The organism is Lacticaseibacillus mingshuiensis (assembly GCF_016861785.1).
Taxonomy (GTDB): domain Bacteria; phylum Bacillota; class Bacilli; order Lactobacillales; family Lactobacillaceae; genus Lacticaseibacillus; species Lacticaseibacillus mingshuiensis.
Genome location: NZ_BOLS01000002.1, coordinates 14,120 through 30,613 on the forward strand (window position 1 = coordinate 14,120; position 16,494 = coordinate 30,613).

At 55.6% G+C, this 16,494-nt stretch carries 16 protein-coding genes; 2 read left to right on the forward strand and 14 right to left on the reverse strand.

The features are described 5' to 3' along the window. Positions 1 to 157 precede the first annotated feature (157 nt). The 12 genes from JUE67_RS01630 to JUE67_RS01685 form a co-directional block, all read right to left on the reverse strand. Positions 158 to 457 (reverse strand): HesB/YadR/YfhF family protein, encoded by a 300-nt coding sequence (locus JUE67_RS01630; RefSeq protein ID WP_203628119.1) that lies wholly within the window; start codon positions 455 to 457, stop codon positions 158 to 160. Between the two features lie 406 nt (positions 458 to 863). Next, entirely contained in the window at positions 864 to 1,502 is a 639-nt protein-coding gene (locus JUE67_RS01635) for a response regulator (protein WP_203628118.1), read from the reverse strand. Continuing rightward, positions 1,495 to 2,559 carry a sensor histidine kinase gene (locus tag JUE67_RS01640; protein WP_225877944.1) on the reverse strand — a complete coding sequence of 355 codons (1,065 nt, stop codon included), beginning with the start codon at positions 2,557 to 2,559 and terminating at the stop codon, positions 1,495 to 1,497. The genes JUE67_RS01635 and JUE67_RS01640 overlap by 8 nt, the downstream gene beginning before the upstream one ends. Next, entirely contained in the window at positions 2,556 to 3,272 is a 717-nt protein-coding gene (gene liaF / locus JUE67_RS01645) for a cell wall-active antibiotics response protein LiaF (protein WP_203628117.1), read from the reverse strand. Before liaF ends, JUE67_RS01640 begins: the two co-directional genes overlap by 4 nt. Positions 3,273 to 3,436: 164 nt before the next feature. Further along, positions 3,437 to 3,913, reverse strand: coding sequence for a transcription elongation factor GreA (gene greA, locus JUE67_RS01650; protein WP_125696008.1), 477 nt, complete (start codon positions 3,911 to 3,913; stop codon positions 3,437 to 3,439). A 76-nt stretch (positions 3,914 to 3,989) separates the two neighbouring features. Beyond that, positions 3,990 to 4,628 (reverse strand): uridine kinase, encoded by a 639-nt coding sequence (gene udk / locus JUE67_RS01655; protein WP_125696009.1) that lies wholly within the window; start codon positions 4,626 to 4,628, stop codon positions 3,990 to 3,992. 111 nt (positions 4,629 to 4,739) lie between these two features. After that, positions 4,740 to 5,888 (reverse strand): endolytic transglycosylase MltG, encoded by a 1,149-nt coding sequence (gene mltG / locus JUE67_RS01660; protein ID WP_203628116.1) that lies wholly within the window; start codon positions 5,886 to 5,888, stop codon positions 4,740 to 4,742. A 77-nt stretch (positions 5,889 to 5,965) separates the two neighbouring features. Then, positions 5,966 to 8,377 (reverse strand): phenylalanine--tRNA ligase subunit beta, encoded by a 2,412-nt coding sequence (gene pheT / locus JUE67_RS01665; RefSeq protein WP_203628115.1) that lies wholly within the window; start codon positions 8,375 to 8,377, stop codon positions 5,966 to 5,968. A gap of 4 nt (positions 8,378 to 8,381) precedes the next feature. After that, a complete protein-coding gene (gene pheS, locus JUE67_RS01670; RefSeq protein ID WP_203628114.1) occupies positions 8,382 to 9,428 on the reverse strand; it encodes a phenylalanine--tRNA ligase subunit alpha in 1,047 nt (348 codons plus the stop codon). A 319-nt stretch (positions 9,429 to 9,747) separates the two neighbouring features. Further along, positions 9,748 to 10,110, reverse strand: a complete 363-nt coding sequence (locus tag JUE67_RS01675) for a winged helix-turn-helix transcriptional regulator (protein ID WP_125696013.1) — start codon at positions 10,108 to 10,110, stop codon at positions 9,748 to 9,750. A 262-nt stretch (positions 10,111 to 10,372) separates the two neighbouring features. Further along, entirely contained in the window at positions 10,373 to 10,867 is a 495-nt protein-coding gene (locus JUE67_RS01680; RefSeq protein WP_203628113.1) for an HD domain-containing protein, read from the reverse strand. 83 nt (positions 10,868 to 10,950) lie between these two features. Further along, positions 10,951 to 11,709, reverse strand: coding sequence for a TrmH family RNA methyltransferase (locus tag JUE67_RS01685; protein ID WP_203628112.1), 759 nt, complete (start codon positions 11,707 to 11,709; stop codon positions 10,951 to 10,953). Positions 11,710 to 11,814: 105 nt separating this feature from the next. Here JUE67_RS01685 and JUE67_RS01690 point away from each other — a divergent pair, with 105 nt between their 5' ends. Then, positions 11,815 to 12,096 carry an acylphosphatase gene (locus JUE67_RS01690; RefSeq protein ID WP_203628111.1) on the forward strand — a complete coding sequence of 94 codons (282 nt, stop codon included), beginning with the start codon at positions 11,815 to 11,817 and terminating at the stop codon, positions 12,094 to 12,096. A 363-nt stretch (positions 12,097 to 12,459) separates the two neighbouring features. After that, a complete protein-coding gene (gene yidC, locus JUE67_RS01695; RefSeq protein ID WP_203628110.1) occupies positions 12,460 to 13,437 on the forward strand; it encodes a membrane protein insertase YidC in 978 nt (325 codons plus the stop codon). Between the two features lie 65 nt (positions 13,438 to 13,502). Here yidC and JUE67_RS01700 read toward each other — a convergent pair whose 3' ends face one another. Both JUE67_RS01700 and JUE67_RS01705 read right to left on the reverse strand, forming a co-directional pair. Then, complete coding sequence (locus JUE67_RS01700; protein WP_203628109.1) at positions 13,503 to 13,946, reverse strand: MarR family winged helix-turn-helix transcriptional regulator; 444 nt, start codon at positions 13,944 to 13,946, stop codon at positions 13,503 to 13,505. A gap of 171 nt (positions 13,947 to 14,117) precedes the next feature. After that, positions 14,118 to 16,439, reverse strand: a complete 2,322-nt coding sequence (locus tag JUE67_RS01705; RefSeq protein ID WP_203628108.1) for a YhgE/Pip domain-containing protein — start codon at positions 16,437 to 16,439, stop codon at positions 14,118 to 14,120. Positions 16,440 to 16,494: the final 55 nt, after the last annotated feature.

The following is a 16,494-nucleotide window of genomic DNA, read 5'->3' on the forward strand; positions in this document are numbered from 1 at the left end:
AGAGTTTGACGCAACTCCCCTTACGCCTCAACTTCCAACCGATTCAGGCGCGACCTCCACCGACAGTCAAAAAAATAGCGCCAAGCCATGGGCCTCCGAGTATTTCGGTGGCGTCATAGCTTAGCGCTTTTTGTGTCTGATCTTGCAAGACTCTTTTTTATCCCTGCTCACTAAACGTATAGACGGGCTCATCGCGGTGCGCGTCATAATCGACCGCCATATCGAGGCCATTGAAAAACCAGGCATCGCCGGCCGTCACATAGTAATGAATCCCGTCTTTAAGAAAGTCTTCAACGACTTCTGCAGGCTTGTCGTCCCGTGTCATACCAACGGAAAAACCATCATGCACATTTGTCTTACCGTACACTTTGCCAAAAAAGCGAATGCCTGCGCCGGCTGGCAACGCGAGCTCGTCGCGAAACCACTTGCTTGCGGCGTCTGTCATTGTGATGGCCATTTGAATTCCTCCTTGTAACTTTGCGGTGAGCAGGGGTGTCAAAATAGCGGGTGACCCGCCATCCCGCGGGCCTCCGCACCCTATTCAGTCGGGCTCCGCGGGGCAGGCCTGAGTCAGCTAGTCGGCCCAGGCCTAAACGCCCCGCTCCGCACCCATTTTCCGTTGGGCTTTGGTGCGCATGGGTGGGACATTTAGCTGGCCCTGGCACTCGATGGCCAAGTACGCCATCCAGCGCCAGGGCCATGCTAACTGCCCACCCATAAACGCGCACCTCCGCACCCTATTCCAGTCGGGTTCCGGCCCGCATGGCAGAAACATCTAGGCGTCTCATGCACTCACTGGCCAACTGCGCCAGCAAGCGCATGAGCCGACCTAGCTGTTCTGCCATCCCGCGGACCTCCGCACCCTATTCTTTTTCCACTATTCCGTGCTGGAAGGCGTAGATCGCGGCTTGGGTGCGGTCTTCAACTTCTAGCTTGGCCAAGATGTTTGAGACGTGGGTCTTGACGGTTTTGAGCGTGATGAACAACTCGTCCGCGATCTCCTGGTTGGAGCGGCCCTTGGCGATCAGTTGCAGCACCTCTCGCTCGCGATTGGTCAGATCATCGTAGAGTTCCTGCTTCGGTTTTTGCGTCAGCCGGTTCATCATTTTCGTGGTGACCTGGGGCTCAAGGACTGATTCCCCTTTGGCGGTCTGCCGAATCGCGCTGGCAATCTCCTCGGCCGTTGCGGTCTTCAATATGTAGCTCGCTGCGCCGGCTTCAAGAGCAGGATAAACTTTTTCATCATCGATAAAGCTGGTGAGGATGATGATGCGCGCCTCGGGCCATGCTGCCAAGATGCGCTTAGTAGCCTCGATGCCGTCCATATTGGGCATCACAAGGTCCATCAAGATCACATCAGGTCGCAACGCCAAGGCCATATCGAGGCCTTCTTGTCCGTCTTTGGCTTCGCCGGCCACGGTGAGGTCTGGCTGAACGCCTAAATAGGTCGAGATACCCAAGCGCACCATTTCGTGGTCGTCCACGATCAATACTTTAATCATTGCTTACTTCCTTTGATAATGGGACGCGCACTTCCACGCTGGTCCCTTGGTCTGGAAAACTGATCACCTTTGCCGTTCCGCCGAGGCTTTCAGCGCGTTCCTTGATGTTCGACAACCCATAGCTCCCGGTCGTATTCTCGGTGGCCGGATCAAAGCCGACCCCGTCGTCGACCACGCGCAATACAACGCTGGTGTCGAGGTCTTTGAGATAGACCTCCAGCGTTTTCGCCTTCGCGTGGCGCAAGGTATTACTGAGGAGTTCCTGCACGATCCGAAACAGATTGTCTTCGCTGGCCGCGGACAGGTGGACATCCGCAAGCTCCCATTTGATCTGAATGCGGATCTTCGTCTGCAGTTCCTGCAAAAGCGCGATGATGCCCTGCTTCAGGGACTTGCCCTCAAGCGTCGTCGGCCGCAAATGCAAAAGCAGCGCCCGCATTTCGGCTTGCGCCTCGTTGATCACGCCTTCGATGGTCGTGATCTGTTTGAGCTCCGGCGCTTCCGGCGTATTCTGATTCACAACTGAACGCAGCGCCGACAGCATCATCATCGCGGCAAAAAGCTGTTGTGAAACGGAGTCGTGCAGCTCGCGGGCCAAACGATGGCGCTCCTGCGTCAGAATCTCTTCCTTCGTTTCACCGGCGATCACGACAGGCGACGCCGAATAACGGGCGACCTCGCGCTGTAAGCGTATCATTTTTTGCCGCAACGCTTCAAGCATCTTTGCAACATCGCCGCCAAGCGCCGTTTCGGCCTCACCTTGCCGGGCAAAAACAGGGGCCTCAAGCTGGCCAGCCGTCAGTTGGGACAGTCGTTTGGTCAACTGATTGTGTTGGTAACGCGCCAGCCCATAACTAGTCGCCGCCACCAACACCGCGATCAACAAGGCGCCTGCGATCACATAGGTCAAAAGTGGCGCGCCAAAAGTGGTCTGTTGAAGCAGCGCCCACATTTTATCGAGATGGCCACTGGCAACCGCCAGCATCAAAAACAGTTCCAACAGCAAGATCGAGATAAGCGCGATGAAAAATTGCCAAGCCAATCGGATCCAATTCATACGCGCAACACCTCCACATCCCCGACCAAGACGTTGAGAATCAAATGCACGCGGCGGGTGGTGTCATCATAGTCGCTGCTGAAATGCTTGACCGTTTCATTTTGCAAATGGAACTCCTGGTCATCGATCGTCAAGGTCCCCAGCATCGCGGAATGGTCGATCATCACGCCGACACCGATTGGCACCAGCACGCGGGTCTTCCCAAACCCCTTGCGAACGACCACCACATTGTCGCCGGCCGGCAAAAACGTATTGCCAAGGTCGATGATGGTGTCGCCCATGCCAACGGTGAGATTGATGTCATCCCATTCAAAAACTTCGGCCCCAATCGTTTCATTCCCAAACCAAGGGTGCCGCTTCACCTGACCCGCTTTGGCAGACGGATCCGTGGTCTCCACCGAGACAAAGCGTTTTTGCTGCCAAGGCTTCTTGACGGTCGTTTCGCCATTTGGCTTGCTGGACAAGGCGATGATCGCGACCAAGGCCGCAAATAGCACCAGCCAAAACGCCGGATTGATCATGACCGAAACGGCCAGCGTGATGCCGCCGATCGTGCACCACACCCCTGCCGCGCGATGGCTCTTCACCCCGATCGCAAGCAATAAGGCGCCGAGCACGACGCCGATCAGTGCCGGTGGGTTCGTCACGATCTGAAAACCGAGCCAAAGCAGTAGCCCGCCTTCAAGTAGCCAAAACACGCGCCAATGTGACATCTCTCAACACCTCCCCTTTTGACATCTATTATACCGAAAACTGCGACGCTGAGCTTACGGCTTGCGACTGATTTCACGCGGGATGGCCCGCCGCGTTCGCAGTTGGGCGCCGCGCGCCGTACCGCATAAAAAAACACGCCGCAGCGTGTTTTTAGCGCGAAGTCTTAGCCTTCGACTTTGGTGATCTTAACGGTCATGTCGCCGCCAGGGGTGTTAATGGTGACCACATCCCCAACTTTTTTGCCGATCAGGCCCGCTGCGATCGGTGAATCGTTGGAGATCTTGCCGTTAAACGCGTCAGCCTCCGCGGAACCCACGATCTCATATGTTTCAGGTTCGTCGTCGCCTTCTTCAACAAAGGTGATCTTCTTGCCGATCGACACTTCATCCGCGGCTACGGAATTGGCGTCGATGATCTGCGCATAACGCAGCTGCGTTTCGATGGTAATGATCCGTGTCTCAAGGGTGCTTTGTTCGTCCTTGGCACTTTCGTATTCAGAGTTTTCGGACAGATCGCCGAATCCACGTGCGACCTTGATACGTTCGATCACTTCTGGGCGCTTCACTGTTTTTAAGTTTTCTAGTTCTTGTTCCAGCTTGACTTTGCCGTCAGCTGTCATCGGATAGACTTTATCCGCCATAACGATCCCTCAATTCCATTTTTTGTGTATCTAAACAACGATGCTACGTGCTGACGTGCGCAATGTCAATGAAAATTCACTCGCGCAGGCCACGCTCGGCCAAGATCGCCCGAATCTTGGTGACCAGCAGATCGATCGCGACCGTGTTCCGCCCGCCCTCTGGCACGATGATGTCGGCGTAGCGCTTGGTCGGCTCGATGAACTGATGATAGGACGGTTTGACCGTGGTCAGATACTGCTGAATCACATCATCCAGACTGCGCCCGCGTTCGGCCATGTCCCGCTTGATGCGCCGAATCACGCGAATGTCATCGTCGGTGTCAACATAGACCTTGATATCCATCAGGTCGCGCAGAGTCTCATCTGCCAGAATCAGGATGCCTTCGACAATGATCACATCGCGTGGCGCGACATGGACCACTTCACTCGCCCGGTTATGAATCGTGTAATCATAGACCGGCTTTTCGATCGGCCGCCGTGCGATCAGATCGGTGAGCTGCTGATGAAGTAGCGGCGTGTCGAAGGCCAGGGGATGATCGTAATTGATCTTCCGCCGCTCCTCAAACGGCAAGTCGCTGTGTTTGTAATACGAATCCTGCTCGAGCAACAAGAGCGAGTGCCCGGAAAAATTGTCGAAGATCGCCCGGGCGACCGACGTCTTCCCACTGGCTGAGCCACCTGTCACCCCGATCACGATCGGTTTTTGTGCATCCACTAAAAAGCCTCCACTATCAAAATTCTGAGACGGGTTCAGATCTCTCAAGCCCGCCACCTGGCCCACTGCCAACAAAAACTGGATCAGCCCAGCTGATCCAGTTTTGCTCGGTCACTGACCGTTATCTGCCGCAAATTTTGCCACATTGGCATCATGAGCCTCGCGCGTTGTCGCGTACAAGATCTCACCGGTCTTGAGGTTCGCGACGAAGTACAGATAATTCTTATCGCGATCCAGCGGCGAGAGCACCGCGGAGATCGACGCTTCACTTGGCGAGTCAAACGGCCCAGGTCCGTAGCCGGTATTGACGTACAGGTTATACGGGCTGTCCACCGCGGTATCGGTGTTGGTCAAATGCGTTTTATGCGTATTCAACGCGTACATGACCGAAATATCGGATTGAAGCGGCATCTTGACCGCAAGCCGGTTCAGGAAGACGCCTGCGATCGTGCGCCGATCGTTGGCCGTGCTGCCTTCGCGTTCGACCAGACTGGCCAGCGTCATCACTTCTTGGACCTTGTAGCCCTGCTTGTTGATGCTGGTGTAATACTGCTGCAGGATGCTGTCAGTCTTTTGCACCATTTGCGCAACCAGCGTCTTCAAGGTCTCTTTCTTGGTGATCGTGTAGGTCGCCGGGAATAGATAGCCTTCGAGGCGATACCGCACATCCTTGGCCTGCGCCGCCGACGTCAACAGCTTCGGATAATCCTTGGCCAGCTTGGCGAAAAATGTCTCATTCTTCATCAAGTCGAGGAACTTCTCCTTGGACATATTGGCGTTCTTTGACTTCAGCTTGTCGATCACATCGCCGATCTGCTCGACTGTGACGCCTTCCTTGACCAACACGGTACCGATCTGGTTATCCCCCGTGCTCCCGGCACGAAGCTCACCGACGATCTGCTGCAAGGTGTTCGCCTGGGTAAAGGTATAGTCGCCCGCTTTAAAATTCGTATAACTATGAAATTTCACATAGTAGTTGAACACAGTGGCCGACTTGATGATCTTTTTGTTTTGCAGCGTGGCCCCGATCTCTTTGGTGCTTGAGCCGATCGGAATGTGCACGGTGATGCGGTCAGTGGCTTTTTCGTTGACCGGCTCCAGCGAAGACTTCACATACCGATAGCCCATGAGCCCGACGATCACGAGCAACACGACCACAATGCCCACGACCCACAGCACGATGCGGTTGACGACCCGCGATTCCGCCTGATGCAGCGATTTTTTTCGAGATCCTTGATCATTTGGCGTCTGATTATCCACGAGTCGCCCTCCTCATTGCAAACATACTGCTGATATTATACAAAAACCTGCCGCAAAAAGCGACAGGCTCCCGTGATTTAGCGAATCACCGCGTGCAGCTCAGTCTCAAGCGCCGCCTGAACTTTGGCGAATGCGGCATTGACTTCATCTTCCGTCAACGTCTGATCATCGCGCCGGTACGTCAGGGTGTACGCCATGCTCTTTTGCCCAAACGGCAGGTTCTTGCCGTGATAGACGTCAAACAAATGGCTGTCCTGAAGATACTTCCCAGCATTTTGCCAAATGACGGCCTCGATCGCCGCATGCTCGACTTCGATGCCGACTTGAATCGCGATGTCGCGGGTCACGCTTGGGTACTTCGGCGCAGGAGCCGCAGTCATGTCGCTGCGATCCGCAGCCAGCAGCGCATCCAGGTCCAGCTCAAACACGAAGGTATCCGGCAGGCTGTGCGCTTTGGCGTAGCCCGGATGAATCCGACCGATCAAGCCGATGCGTTTGTCGCCAAGAAGAATGCTGGCGCTTTGCCCAGGGTGCAGGGTCGGGTCGTCGGTCAAGGCCACATACCGCACAGGTTCGTTCAGCCGATAATCACCCAGTAGCGTTTCGACAATGCCTTTGACATTATAAAAATCGACAGCTTGCGCGGCTTCGTGCCAGCTCTTTTGCCGCGTGAGCCCGGTGATGGCACCGGCGACATATTCTTTTTCAACCGGGCGCGTCTGATCTTTGCTACGCAGGAAGACACGGCCTTGTTCGTAAAGCGCCAAGTCATTTTGCGAGCGCGCTACATTGTAAGCGATCGCGTTGAGCAGGCCCGTGACCAGATTTTGCCGCAACGTGCTGTGGTCATTGGTCATCGGCCAGGCCACCTGGGTCGGTTCGCTGGCTTCAAGCGCAAACGCAGGGGCGTCCGCTTCGGCCACCAGACTGTACGTGATTGCCTGGGTCAGCCCCAGGCCCTCCAGCAATTTGCGGGTCCGGCGGCGGCGCGTCTGGCTCGGGGTAAATTGGCCGATCGTCATCGTGGTCGTCGGCAAGGTGCTCGGCAGCTCGTCGTAGCCATAGATGCGGGCGATCTCCTCGATCAGGTCGGCTTCGATACTGATGTCCCAGCGCCGCGTTGGAATCGACACGGTGAAAAGACCATCCGCTTCGGTCACGCCAAAACCCAGCCGCTTGAAGATCGTGGTCACCGTTTCCGCGGTCAGCTCTGCGCCGAGCACGTGGTTGATGCGGGCCAGCGAAATGTTGACGATCACAGGCTCCGGTTTGATCGCCGAAGCAGATAAGGTCCCCGTCGCAACGGCGCCGTGACCCAGCGTGGCCATTTGCCGCGCCGCCTCATCCAGCGCGAGATTGATGCTGCCCACATCCACCCCTTTTTCAAAACGGGAAGAGGCTTCTGAACGCAGGTTGTAGCGAAGGGCCGTGCGCCGAATGTTGACAGGCGCAAACTTGGCCGCCTCGATCACGACGGTCTTGGTGCTGGCCGTGATCTCGGTGTCCAAGCCCCCCATCACGCCGGCGAGCGCAACGGGCCGCGTGCCATCGGTGATCACGATGTCGTCGTCGATCAGCTCATGGTCATTGCCATCAAGGGTGGTCAGATGCTCGCCATTTGTCGCGCGGCGCACCAGAATCTGATGGCTAGCGAGCTTGTCATAATCAAACGCATGCAGCGGCTGGCCGTATTCGAGCATGATCAAGTTGGTCACGTCGACAATGTTATTGACCGGGCGCACGCCGGCATTCCAAAGGCGGCGCTGCAGCCACAGCGGGCTCTCTTCGATCGTGACGTCGCTGACTACCCGCATCTGATAAGCCGGCGCATCATTTTCATCCGTCACGGTGGCGGTCAAAAGATCGGTGATCGGCTTACCCGTTTCTTCCACAGGAATATCCTTGAAGTGCGGCTTTTCATCATAGGTGGCGCCAACTTCCCACGCCACCCCGCGCATCCCCAGCGCATCCGCGCGGTTCGGCGTGATCTCAAAATCGAGAATCGCATCAGTCATCCCCAGCGCTTCAAGCGCATCCGTGCCGGGCGCGATCGCTTCATTGAAGACATAGATCCCAGCGGAATAAGCCTTCGGAGAGACCGAGTCGCTGAAACCAAGCTCCTGCAAGGCACAGATCATCCCATTGCTTTCCACGCCGCGCATCTTGCTCTTCTTGATCTTCGTGTGGCCGCCGACCCAGGAATTGGGCAGCGCCACGATCACAGTCTGCCCCGCCGCAATGTTTGGGGCGCCGCAAACGATCTGAAGCGGCGCCTCCTCGCCAACATCGACCTGCGCGACATGAAGGTGATCGGAATCGGGGTGGTCGGCCAGGCTCAAGACTTTGCCCACCACGATCTTTTTCAAGCCCGCATCCGGGTGTGTGACGCTATCCACTTCGATGCCGGTGCGTGAGACCTTGTCCGCCAATTCTTCCGGGGAGACTGGCACATCGACTAACTCTTTCAACCATTCATATGACACATCCATGTGCTTAACCCTCCTGTTGGAATTGACTCAAGAAGCGAATGTCGCCTTGGTAAAAACTCCGAATATCATCGATGCCATATTTGAGCATCGCAAACCGATCCGGGCCAAGGCCAAACGCAAACCCGCCGTAAACATCCGCATCCACGCCCGCGTTGGTCAGAACGTTGGGATGCACCATCCCCGCGCCGAGCACCTCGATCCAGCCGCTGTACTTGCAGATCGCACAGCCTTTCCCGCCGCAGCGGAAACAGGATACATCGACCTCAACGGAAGGCTCGGTGAATGGGAAAAAGCTTGGGCGCAGGCGAATCTGGCGGTCCGCGCCAAACACATGCTGAGCCAGGGCCAACAGCGTCCCCTTCAGATCCGCCATGGTGATGTGCTTGTCGATCACAAGCCCTTCGACCTGATGGAACTGATGGCTATGCGTCGCGTCATCATTATCGCGGCGATACACGCGCCCTGGGGAGATCATCTTCAGCGGGCCTTTGGAAAAATCGTGGATCTCCAGCGTCCGCGCCTGCACTGGGCTCGTCTGAGAGCGCATCAGCAGCTGGTCATCCAGGTAAAAAGTATCCTGCATGTCCCGCGCCGGGTGGTCCTTTGGGATGTTGAGCATCTCAAAGTTGTAGTGATCCTCTTCCACTTCCGGCCCATCAACGACCTGATAGCCTTGGCCAATGAAAAAGTCTTCGATGTCATCCATGATCTGATCGAGAATATGTGGGGTGCCGACCTGTTTTTGATCGCCTGGCAGCGTGACATCGATCGTTTCTTTGGCCAGTTGGGCGTGAATCGCCAATTGCTCGAGCAACGCCTTACGCTCCGCAATGGATTCTTGCAAGTTTGCTTTGACTTGGTTGGCAAACTCGCCGATCTTTGGCCGTTCTTCTGGGGCAAGGTCGCGCATGCCGCGCAAGGCCTCGGTGATCGGCCCTTTTTTGCCCAGCAGTTCCACCCTGATCTTATTTAATTCATCGAGTTCTTTGACACTTTTGATTCGTTTCTGATTCTCCTGATCCAGTTGCTCCAGCTTGGTTTTCAGATCCATGCCGGTGGCCTCCTTTGTGTTTTTGACCAAAATAAAAACGCCTCGCCCAAGAAGGGACGAAGCGTCGCGGTACCACCCTTGTTCACGCAAAAAACGTGCACTCAACTTGATAACGGCGATGCCGGAGCTTTCCGCAAGCGAAAAGTCTACTCGAGAAGTGAAAACAAGCCTTGGTCCCATCGATGGTTTGCAGTCATGACCATCGTTCCCTGGCTGGGCCGCCAGCTTGAGCTTCCGTCTTCGTATTTGGTTGTTTGATTACTTTCAGCATAGCAAAAATGGCGGGCGCGTCAAGCCCCCACCGCATTTTTGCTGAAAATTACTCGCATTCCTCGTCTGACAGCCAGGTATCGCCCCAGACATGTGCGGCTTCAAGGACAGGCGCCAAGGCCGCCCCTTTGTCCGTCAGGCGATATTCGATCAAGGAGCTGTCCGCATGCGTCTCACGGTCGACCAGCCCTTCCGCCTCGAGTTCCTTGAGCCGTTCAACCAGCACACGATCGGAGCATTTGGTGACGGTGCTCGCGATATCCTTAAAGCGAGACGCCCCATTTTGCATCAGGACCTCAAGAATCAGGCCCATCCATTTCTTACCAAGAATGACAAATGTTTTTGTAAACTTTGGACACAGCGACAACGTATCCCCTGTACAAGTTTCGGTACCTACTACGGCGTTAGCCATCTTATTCACCCCATCAAATCGTTACTTACATTTAGATAGTATCAGTATAACTCATTTAAAAAGGAAAACAAGCTTTTTGAAAAAAGGGCGCGAAGGCTCGAGTGCCCAAGACAGTTAGATGTCCCACCCCTGCGAGCCGGAGCCCGACTATAAAGGGTGCGGCGCGGGCCGTTTTGGTCTGAGCGAATAGTTTGGCCTGGGTGCTTGATGGCGCACTTGGCCATACAAAAAACGCCGACCTATATAAGCGTCGGCGCTTGACCTAACTAAGACGAGTCCGGAACGGATGGCGCACCTTTTGCAACCATGGAATGAGCACTTCATCGACTGCTTCCCAGTCATCGACTAGGGACACGACCACGCTTTCGCGGTACTTGGGAACACCCAAGGCCGCACCCCACATGTGCTTGACAATAATGTCTTTTTCCATTGGCGACAGGTCGGTGATCTTTTCGGCGTTACGCAGGGCAATGCGCGGATGGATATACGCATGTGTCCCAAGTGAGAACTTGGTGACCCGCCAGTCGTAATAGAATAGGTCGTGCAAGAGGCCGGCACGGGCCAAAGCGCGCACGTTGAGGTGCCACTTTTTCCCGAGCAGGTAGCTCTGATACGAGACACTGATCGAATGTGAAAGCCGATCCGAATAATGGTGCTGCGGGAAGTTCGCGAGCTTTTGCACCGCTGGCTGGGCCAGCAGGTCAGAGACATAGCTCATGTACTCGGTATCGGTTTCCCATCCATGAGACTTCTGCATGCAATCGCTCCTTTTCAACTGTCGTTCAACACACCTTTATTATATCAGGTCCGCCCCGCTTCGTGCATCCTCGCAAGATTTTCTTAAGCGGTCAGGTGAAAAAGCACGACCGCAGCCGCGATCGCCACATTCAGCGACTCCGCTTGGCCCTTGATTGGGATGTAGAGATTGGTGTCTGTGGCGGCCAGAAGCTCCTGGCTCATCCCATTGCCTTCATTGCCGACGATCAGCGCAAACTGAGAGGCAGACTCAACTGCCAGATACGGTTTTGCGTTCACGTTCAGCTCTGTGCCATAGACAGGAATCTTGGCGGTCTGAAGCTGCGCGACCAGCGGCGGCAGTGGCGCCGAAACAATGTTAACGTGGAACTGACTGCCCTGCATCGCCCGCAGCACTTTCGGGTTGTAAGGATCCGCGGTGCCCGCGCCAAACACAATTGTTTTGACCCCGGCCGCATCCGCTGTCCGCACCAAGGTCCCAACGTTGCCCGGATCCTGAATCTGATCCAGCAAGAGAAATTGGCCGGACAGGGTCTTCGGCAGACTGCCAAGCACCAGTGGCATCACCGCAAAAATTCCCTGCGGCGTCTCCGTTTCGCCCAGATGCTTGGCAACAGCCTCCGAGATCTCGCTGGTCTGTTCGTAAAATGGGCGCAGTTCAATTTTATCGAGGAACTTTTTGGTCGCATAAATGCGGCGCGGCGTCTGACCGGCTGCCAGGGCTTCCTGAACCAGGTGCCATCCTTCCAGTAAATAGAAGCCGGTCTCCTTTTGGTACTTTTTGACCGTTAATTTTTTCGCATTTTTAATATGCTCGTTTTTCGCTGACGCAATATATTCCATAATAGCCTCCTTGACTTGTCTGGTTTAGTCTACCATATGGCACGCCGGATTATGCTAAACTAGAGAAGAAATCGACAGCAGACCACTGTCGAAAGGAGGCGCCAGATGACAAAAATCGCAAGATCGATGCTGGTCTCCGGCCGCGTGCAAGGCGTCGGATTCCGCTGGATGGCCAAAATGGTCGCAGATAAACTCCAGATCACTGGAAAGGTCGAGAATCGCGACGACGGGTCTGTGTATATCGAAGCGGTCGGCGAGCCCGTCAACATGGCCAAATTTGCGGCAGCGATCAAGGCCAGCCCAACGCCAAGCGGCCGCGTCGACCACTATGAAGAACATGCGCTTGACCCGATTCCCGCGTACGACAGATTTCGGGTGACCGGCTGATCGTGTGACGCATCGCCGCATGCACAAGCAGCCACCACCAAAGGAAGTGGGACAAATGTCGCTTTTGGGCCCGACAGGTAAGTGTTCCAAGCGCCAGGTCCGAACTTTGGACTAGGTGATTGGGACCTTAGCTGCTCGGACCCGGACATTTGGCCCACGACACTGCATTAACATTAGTGCACTATACAGGAACTGGGACAAACAAAAGTTTTGTTCTAGTTCCATTTTTTTGGCCAGTGGCCCTCCAACTTTAGTCTGATTTTTTCCAAATGTCGTGTCTGTACGCCGGCTGAGCGGTTGAAAGCGGTGCGCCCTTCAAGTATAGTTATTTCCAGTATCAAACTTATTAAGGGGATAAAACATATGCACAAAATGAAACGCTGGCTCACGTTCGGCGGGCTGGGCAGTCTGGCGCTGTTTTTGACTGCTTGCGGTAACCAGACGCTACAACGAGCGACGCAGCTCAAGGCGCCGACAAGCGGGATCTACGGCTGGATGTACAAGGTGTTCGGCCTACCGATCGCGCACCTGATGCAATGGCTGGCCGGCATCATCGGCGGCCCCAGCGCATACGGCATCGCGATTCTCGTCATCACGCTGGTCGTGCGCCTCGTCCTGTTGCCGCTGATGCTCAACCAGCAGCGCAAGATGACGATCTCGCAGGAAAAAATGAAAGTGCTCAAGCCGCAGATCGACATTTTGCAGGCCGAGATGAAAAAGCACCAGGGCGATCAACAGGCCACGTTGCAGCTGAACACCACGATGCAGGAAGTTTACCGGAAAAACAACACCAGCATGATCCCATCGATGGGTTGCTTGACCTTGCTGATCCAGTTGCCGATCTTCTCCGGTCTGTATCAGGCGGTCGCCTATTCCCCAGAAATCTCCAAGAGTACCTTCTTCGGTATTCCGCTGGGCCATACGAACATCATCATCACCATTGTTGCGACCCTGTTGTATCTGGTGCAAAGCTGGCTGATGATGCAAAGCGTCCCGGCCGAACAGCGCCAGGCGATGCGCGTTTCCGCCCTGCTGTCACCCGCGATGACCTTCTTCTTCTGCTTGATGTATAACGCAGGCCTCGGCCTTTACTTCCTGGCCGGCGGTGTCATCATCGTCATTCAGCAGATCATTGTCACCTACATCATCACCCCGAACATTCGCAAGAAGATGGACGCCGACCTGGTCGATAATCCGCCAGTCATCGTCGTCGATGAAACTACTTTTGCAAAACCAGCACAACCGCTTTATGAAACTGAAACGAGCACCGGCGATCACACAACGGGCAAGTCTCGCCCAACTGGCCATGGCCGAAACGCCGGCCGGCAAAATCACCGCTAAGTCGTTTCACCAGGTCAAATAAATAGTGCCCCAGCGAAAATTTCGCCGAGGCACTTTTTTAATGCTTATTTCTGTTCTTTGGCAATGATCTCCTGCCCGACCCGCCGCATGATGCGTAGCAGGTCCTGGGCGTCTGGTTCGCCGATCACATCGATCCAGCCCGCAAAGCGCGTGCTGATCGCCTGATTGACTCGGCTGACAAGCGCCTGGCCGCTAGTCGTCAGCTGCAGTTCCTGGCGGCGCCCATCGTTGGGGTCGCGCACCTGGATCATGTAGTGATGTTCCATCAGCGTTTTGATCTGGCGAGAGATCGCCGCCCGCGTTACATGCCGCGCCTTGGCGATCTCAGACAAGCTCAGATCGTGGCCGGCTGCGATGTCGCGCAGAATGAGAAACTGTTCAAACGAAATGTCATCATCCCGCATCGGCGCCGACACGAGCTCACCGACGTATTTGAACGCACTCAGATACACTTCAATATAATCTTCAAGCAGTTTATCGTCGGCCATGATGGCGCCTCCTCAGGTCAGATCGCAGTCTCATTGTCGTGGGCCAACTGTCCGAGTCAGCAGCGAAGGTCCTCAAGCGCCTGGTCCAACGCGCGAACCTGGTGCTTAAGAACACTTACCTAGCGAACCGGCGCTCGATCGTTGTCCCACTTCTGTTTTAAGCCTACCACATTATTCGGTCACTTGGGTGCGTTTTTGGTGAAGCGCCAGCAGGCCGGCAAAAATCGCGGCCATCACCGCCAAGACCACGATGGTGACAACAGACATTGTGTTGAGTCCATTCACGGCGGCATTGAGGCCATCCAGCAGATAGGTGCCCGGCATCAATTTACCCAGGAACTGGTAGAACCCTGACAGCATCGCGTTTGGCAACAGCCCACCCGAGACGATCAGCTGCAGGAACAAGATCGCCAAAGAGAGGAGAACGCCCACGGTGCCCAGCCATACGTCCAAGGCAAAAATGATCAAGGTGAACAGCGCCTCGGCGATCAGCAAAAGTAGGAACAAGCCAACTGCACTCGCCACGCTGATGCCCATGCCCAGCACAACAAGCGTGATGCCCAGTGCGGAGACCACCAAGGTGCCGGCGATCCACAAGCTGCGTTGCAACAGGTTTGCCTTTTTGAAGCTGGCGCTGTAGCGATTGAAGCCCAATTCCGTGAGCAACGCAGCCACAAAGGCGACCAGCAGCAGGACCATCGGCGACAGCACATCCAGCAGCGGCTTGGCCAGTGGATCGGACTGTGTCTTATTCGCGATCGGGGTGACAAAATGCGCCACGTTGGCTTTGCCGGTGTACAGGCCTGACGTTTGCTTGGCGCCATCGCCTAACTTCACATTCAGCTGCGTGACGCCAGCGGCTAATTGACTCGTCCCAGAGGCCACTTGCCCCGCACCGTCATTCAACTTCGCCACGCCATCGACCAACGCCGGCACCTGGCCGTTCAATTGACCGAGGCCGGTATCGAGCTGCGTCGCACCACTTGCGGCTTGGGCGACCCCATCCGTGTACTGCGCCAAGCCATCGATCAGACCAGCATTGGTATCGGTGCCCTTGAGCCCGGCCAAGATCTGCTTCAAACCATCCGAGATCTCGCCGCTTCCTTGAATGGCGCCCTTCGTCTCGATCGTGGTGCCCTTTTTGGTCAACCCATCATCGACATCTTCCAGGCCGGCCTTGAGCTGCGTGATCGCCTGCCGAGTGCCGGCGGTCAGGGTCGGCACTTGGTCGTTGAGCTGGTTCAGCGCAGCTTTCAGTTTCGCGGTCGAAGCACTCAGCGTGGTCAACTCGCCGCCAGTTTTTTGGAGCTTAGCGCCGGCTGCTTCGAGATTGGTCTTGCCTGCGTTCATATTCTTTTCGATATCCGGCTGCAAGGTCAACAGCTTCAAGCCAGACGCCATGTGATTTTTCAAAATAACCGCCATCACATCTTTGTCCGCCATCAATTCGTTCATGATGGACTTGAGTTGCGTCAGGTCATCCCCCGCCTTGAGGAAATTCGCCCCGGCGGCTTGCAGGCTGGTGCCGGTCGCGGTCATGTCGGCCGTGATCGCCGCGGACAGGTCATCATTGCGCTTCGCGTTGATGCCCGCCGTGATCTGGGAGACCCCACTTTGAAGCGCGGTCAACCCTTCGTCGAGTTCCTTGAGTTTTGGCGCGCCACTTGCTAACTGCTTCTCGATCTTCGTCGAAGCAAGTTGAAGCTGTTCGTGTAGGTAATCGTTGCCCGGAATCATCTGTTGGATGGCGCCTTGCAACTTGGCCACGCCGCCAGTCAAAGTCGCGTTGTTGGCGACGATCGTCTGAAGCCCATCATTGAGCTGCTGGCCGCCATCTGCGAGTTTCGTCACACCGTCCTGCAGCGTGCCGGATTTGCCCGCCAGCGTGGTGAGGCCATCGCTGACCTGGCCGCTGCCGTCTTCCAGCTGGTCGGCGCCGGCCTTCAGCTGGTCCGTCCCAGCCGCCGCCTCGCCGATGCCGCTCGCCAACTGGCTGAAACTGTCCAGCAGCGATTTGTTGTACGCCTCTTGGACTTTGGCTGCGACCTGCGCCTGCAGCTTATCGGCCACGATGCCTGTGATCATGTGCGACGTGAAATTGTTGTGCGCCGACATATCAAGGCCGATGGTGCTTTGCTTCGGCGCCTTGCTCAGCGCGGTGGTTGCGTTTTGTGAAAAATCTTCCGGCAACGTCACCTTCATCAGGTACGCACCATTTTTCAAGCCGGCGTCCGCCTGTTTGGCAGAGACCAGGTGCCAGGTCACTTCCTTGCTGCGCTTGAGCTGACTTTCAACGCCTTCGCCCAGGGCAACGGCTTGGCCCTGGAACTGCGCTGGTTGGTCAAGATCGACCACCGCCACGTCGATGTGTTTGGTGCTCGTCTGCTGTTCATAGCTGACAAACTTTAACGCGATGAACAAAAGAAGTAGCGGAATGGCGACGATGAGCGCGATGAGGCTCCCTCGCCTGACAAGTTGCTTGCTTGCGTGCATTGTATGACCCCCAAAATACGAGTTATTTGTCACGGCATTAGTTGTCAATGCCATT

Coding starts and splice junctions, on each gene's coding strand:
- JUE67_RS01630 (WP_203628119.1), bottom strand. CDS start 457: ATGGCCATCACAATGACAGACGCCGCAAGCAAGTGGTTTCGCGACGAG.
- JUE67_RS01635 (WP_203628118.1), bottom strand. CDS start 1,502: ATGATTAAAGTATTGATCGTGGACGACCACGAAATGGTGCGCTTGGGT.
- JUE67_RS01640 (WP_225877944.1), bottom strand. CDS start 2,559: ATGAATTGGATCCGATTGGCTTGGCAATTTTTCATCGCGCTTATCTCG.
- liaF (WP_203628117.1), bottom strand. CDS start 3,272: ATGTCACATTGGCGCGTGTTTTGGCTACTTGAAGGCGGGCTACTGCTT.
- greA (WP_125696008.1), bottom strand. CDS start 3,913: ATGGCGGATAAAGTCTATCCGATGACAGCTGACGGCAAAGTCAAGCTG.
- pheT (WP_203628115.1), bottom strand. CDS start 8,377: ATGGATGTGTCATATGAATGGTTGAAAGAGTTAGTCGATGTGCCAGTC.
- pheS (WP_203628114.1), bottom strand. CDS start 9,428: ATGGATCTGAAAACCAAGCTGGAGCAACTGGATCAGGAGAATCAGAAA.
- JUE67_RS01675 (WP_125696013.1), bottom strand. CDS start 10,110: ATGGCTAACGCCGTAGTAGGTACCGAAACTTGTACAGGGGATACGTTG.
- JUE67_RS01680 (WP_203628113.1), bottom strand. CDS start 10,867: ATGCAGAAGTCTCATGGATGGGAAACCGATACCGAGTACATGAGCTAT.
- JUE67_RS01685 (WP_203628112.1), bottom strand. CDS start 11,709: ATGGAATATATTGCGTCAGCGAAAAACGAGCATATTAAAAATGCGAAA.
- JUE67_RS01690 (WP_203628111.1), top strand. CDS start 11,815: ATGACAAAAATCGCAAGATCGATGCTGGTCTCCGGCCGCGTGCAAGGC.
- yidC (WP_203628110.1), top strand. CDS start 12,460: ATGCACAAAATGAAACGCTGGCTCACGTTCGGCGGGCTGGGCAGTCTG.
- JUE67_RS01700 (WP_203628109.1), bottom strand. CDS start 13,946: ATGGCCGACGATAAACTGCTTGAAGATTATATTGAAGTGTATCTGAGT.
- JUE67_RS01705 (WP_203628108.1), bottom strand. CDS start 16,439: ATGCACGCAAGCAAGCAACTTGTCAGGCGAGGGAGCCTCATCGCGCTC.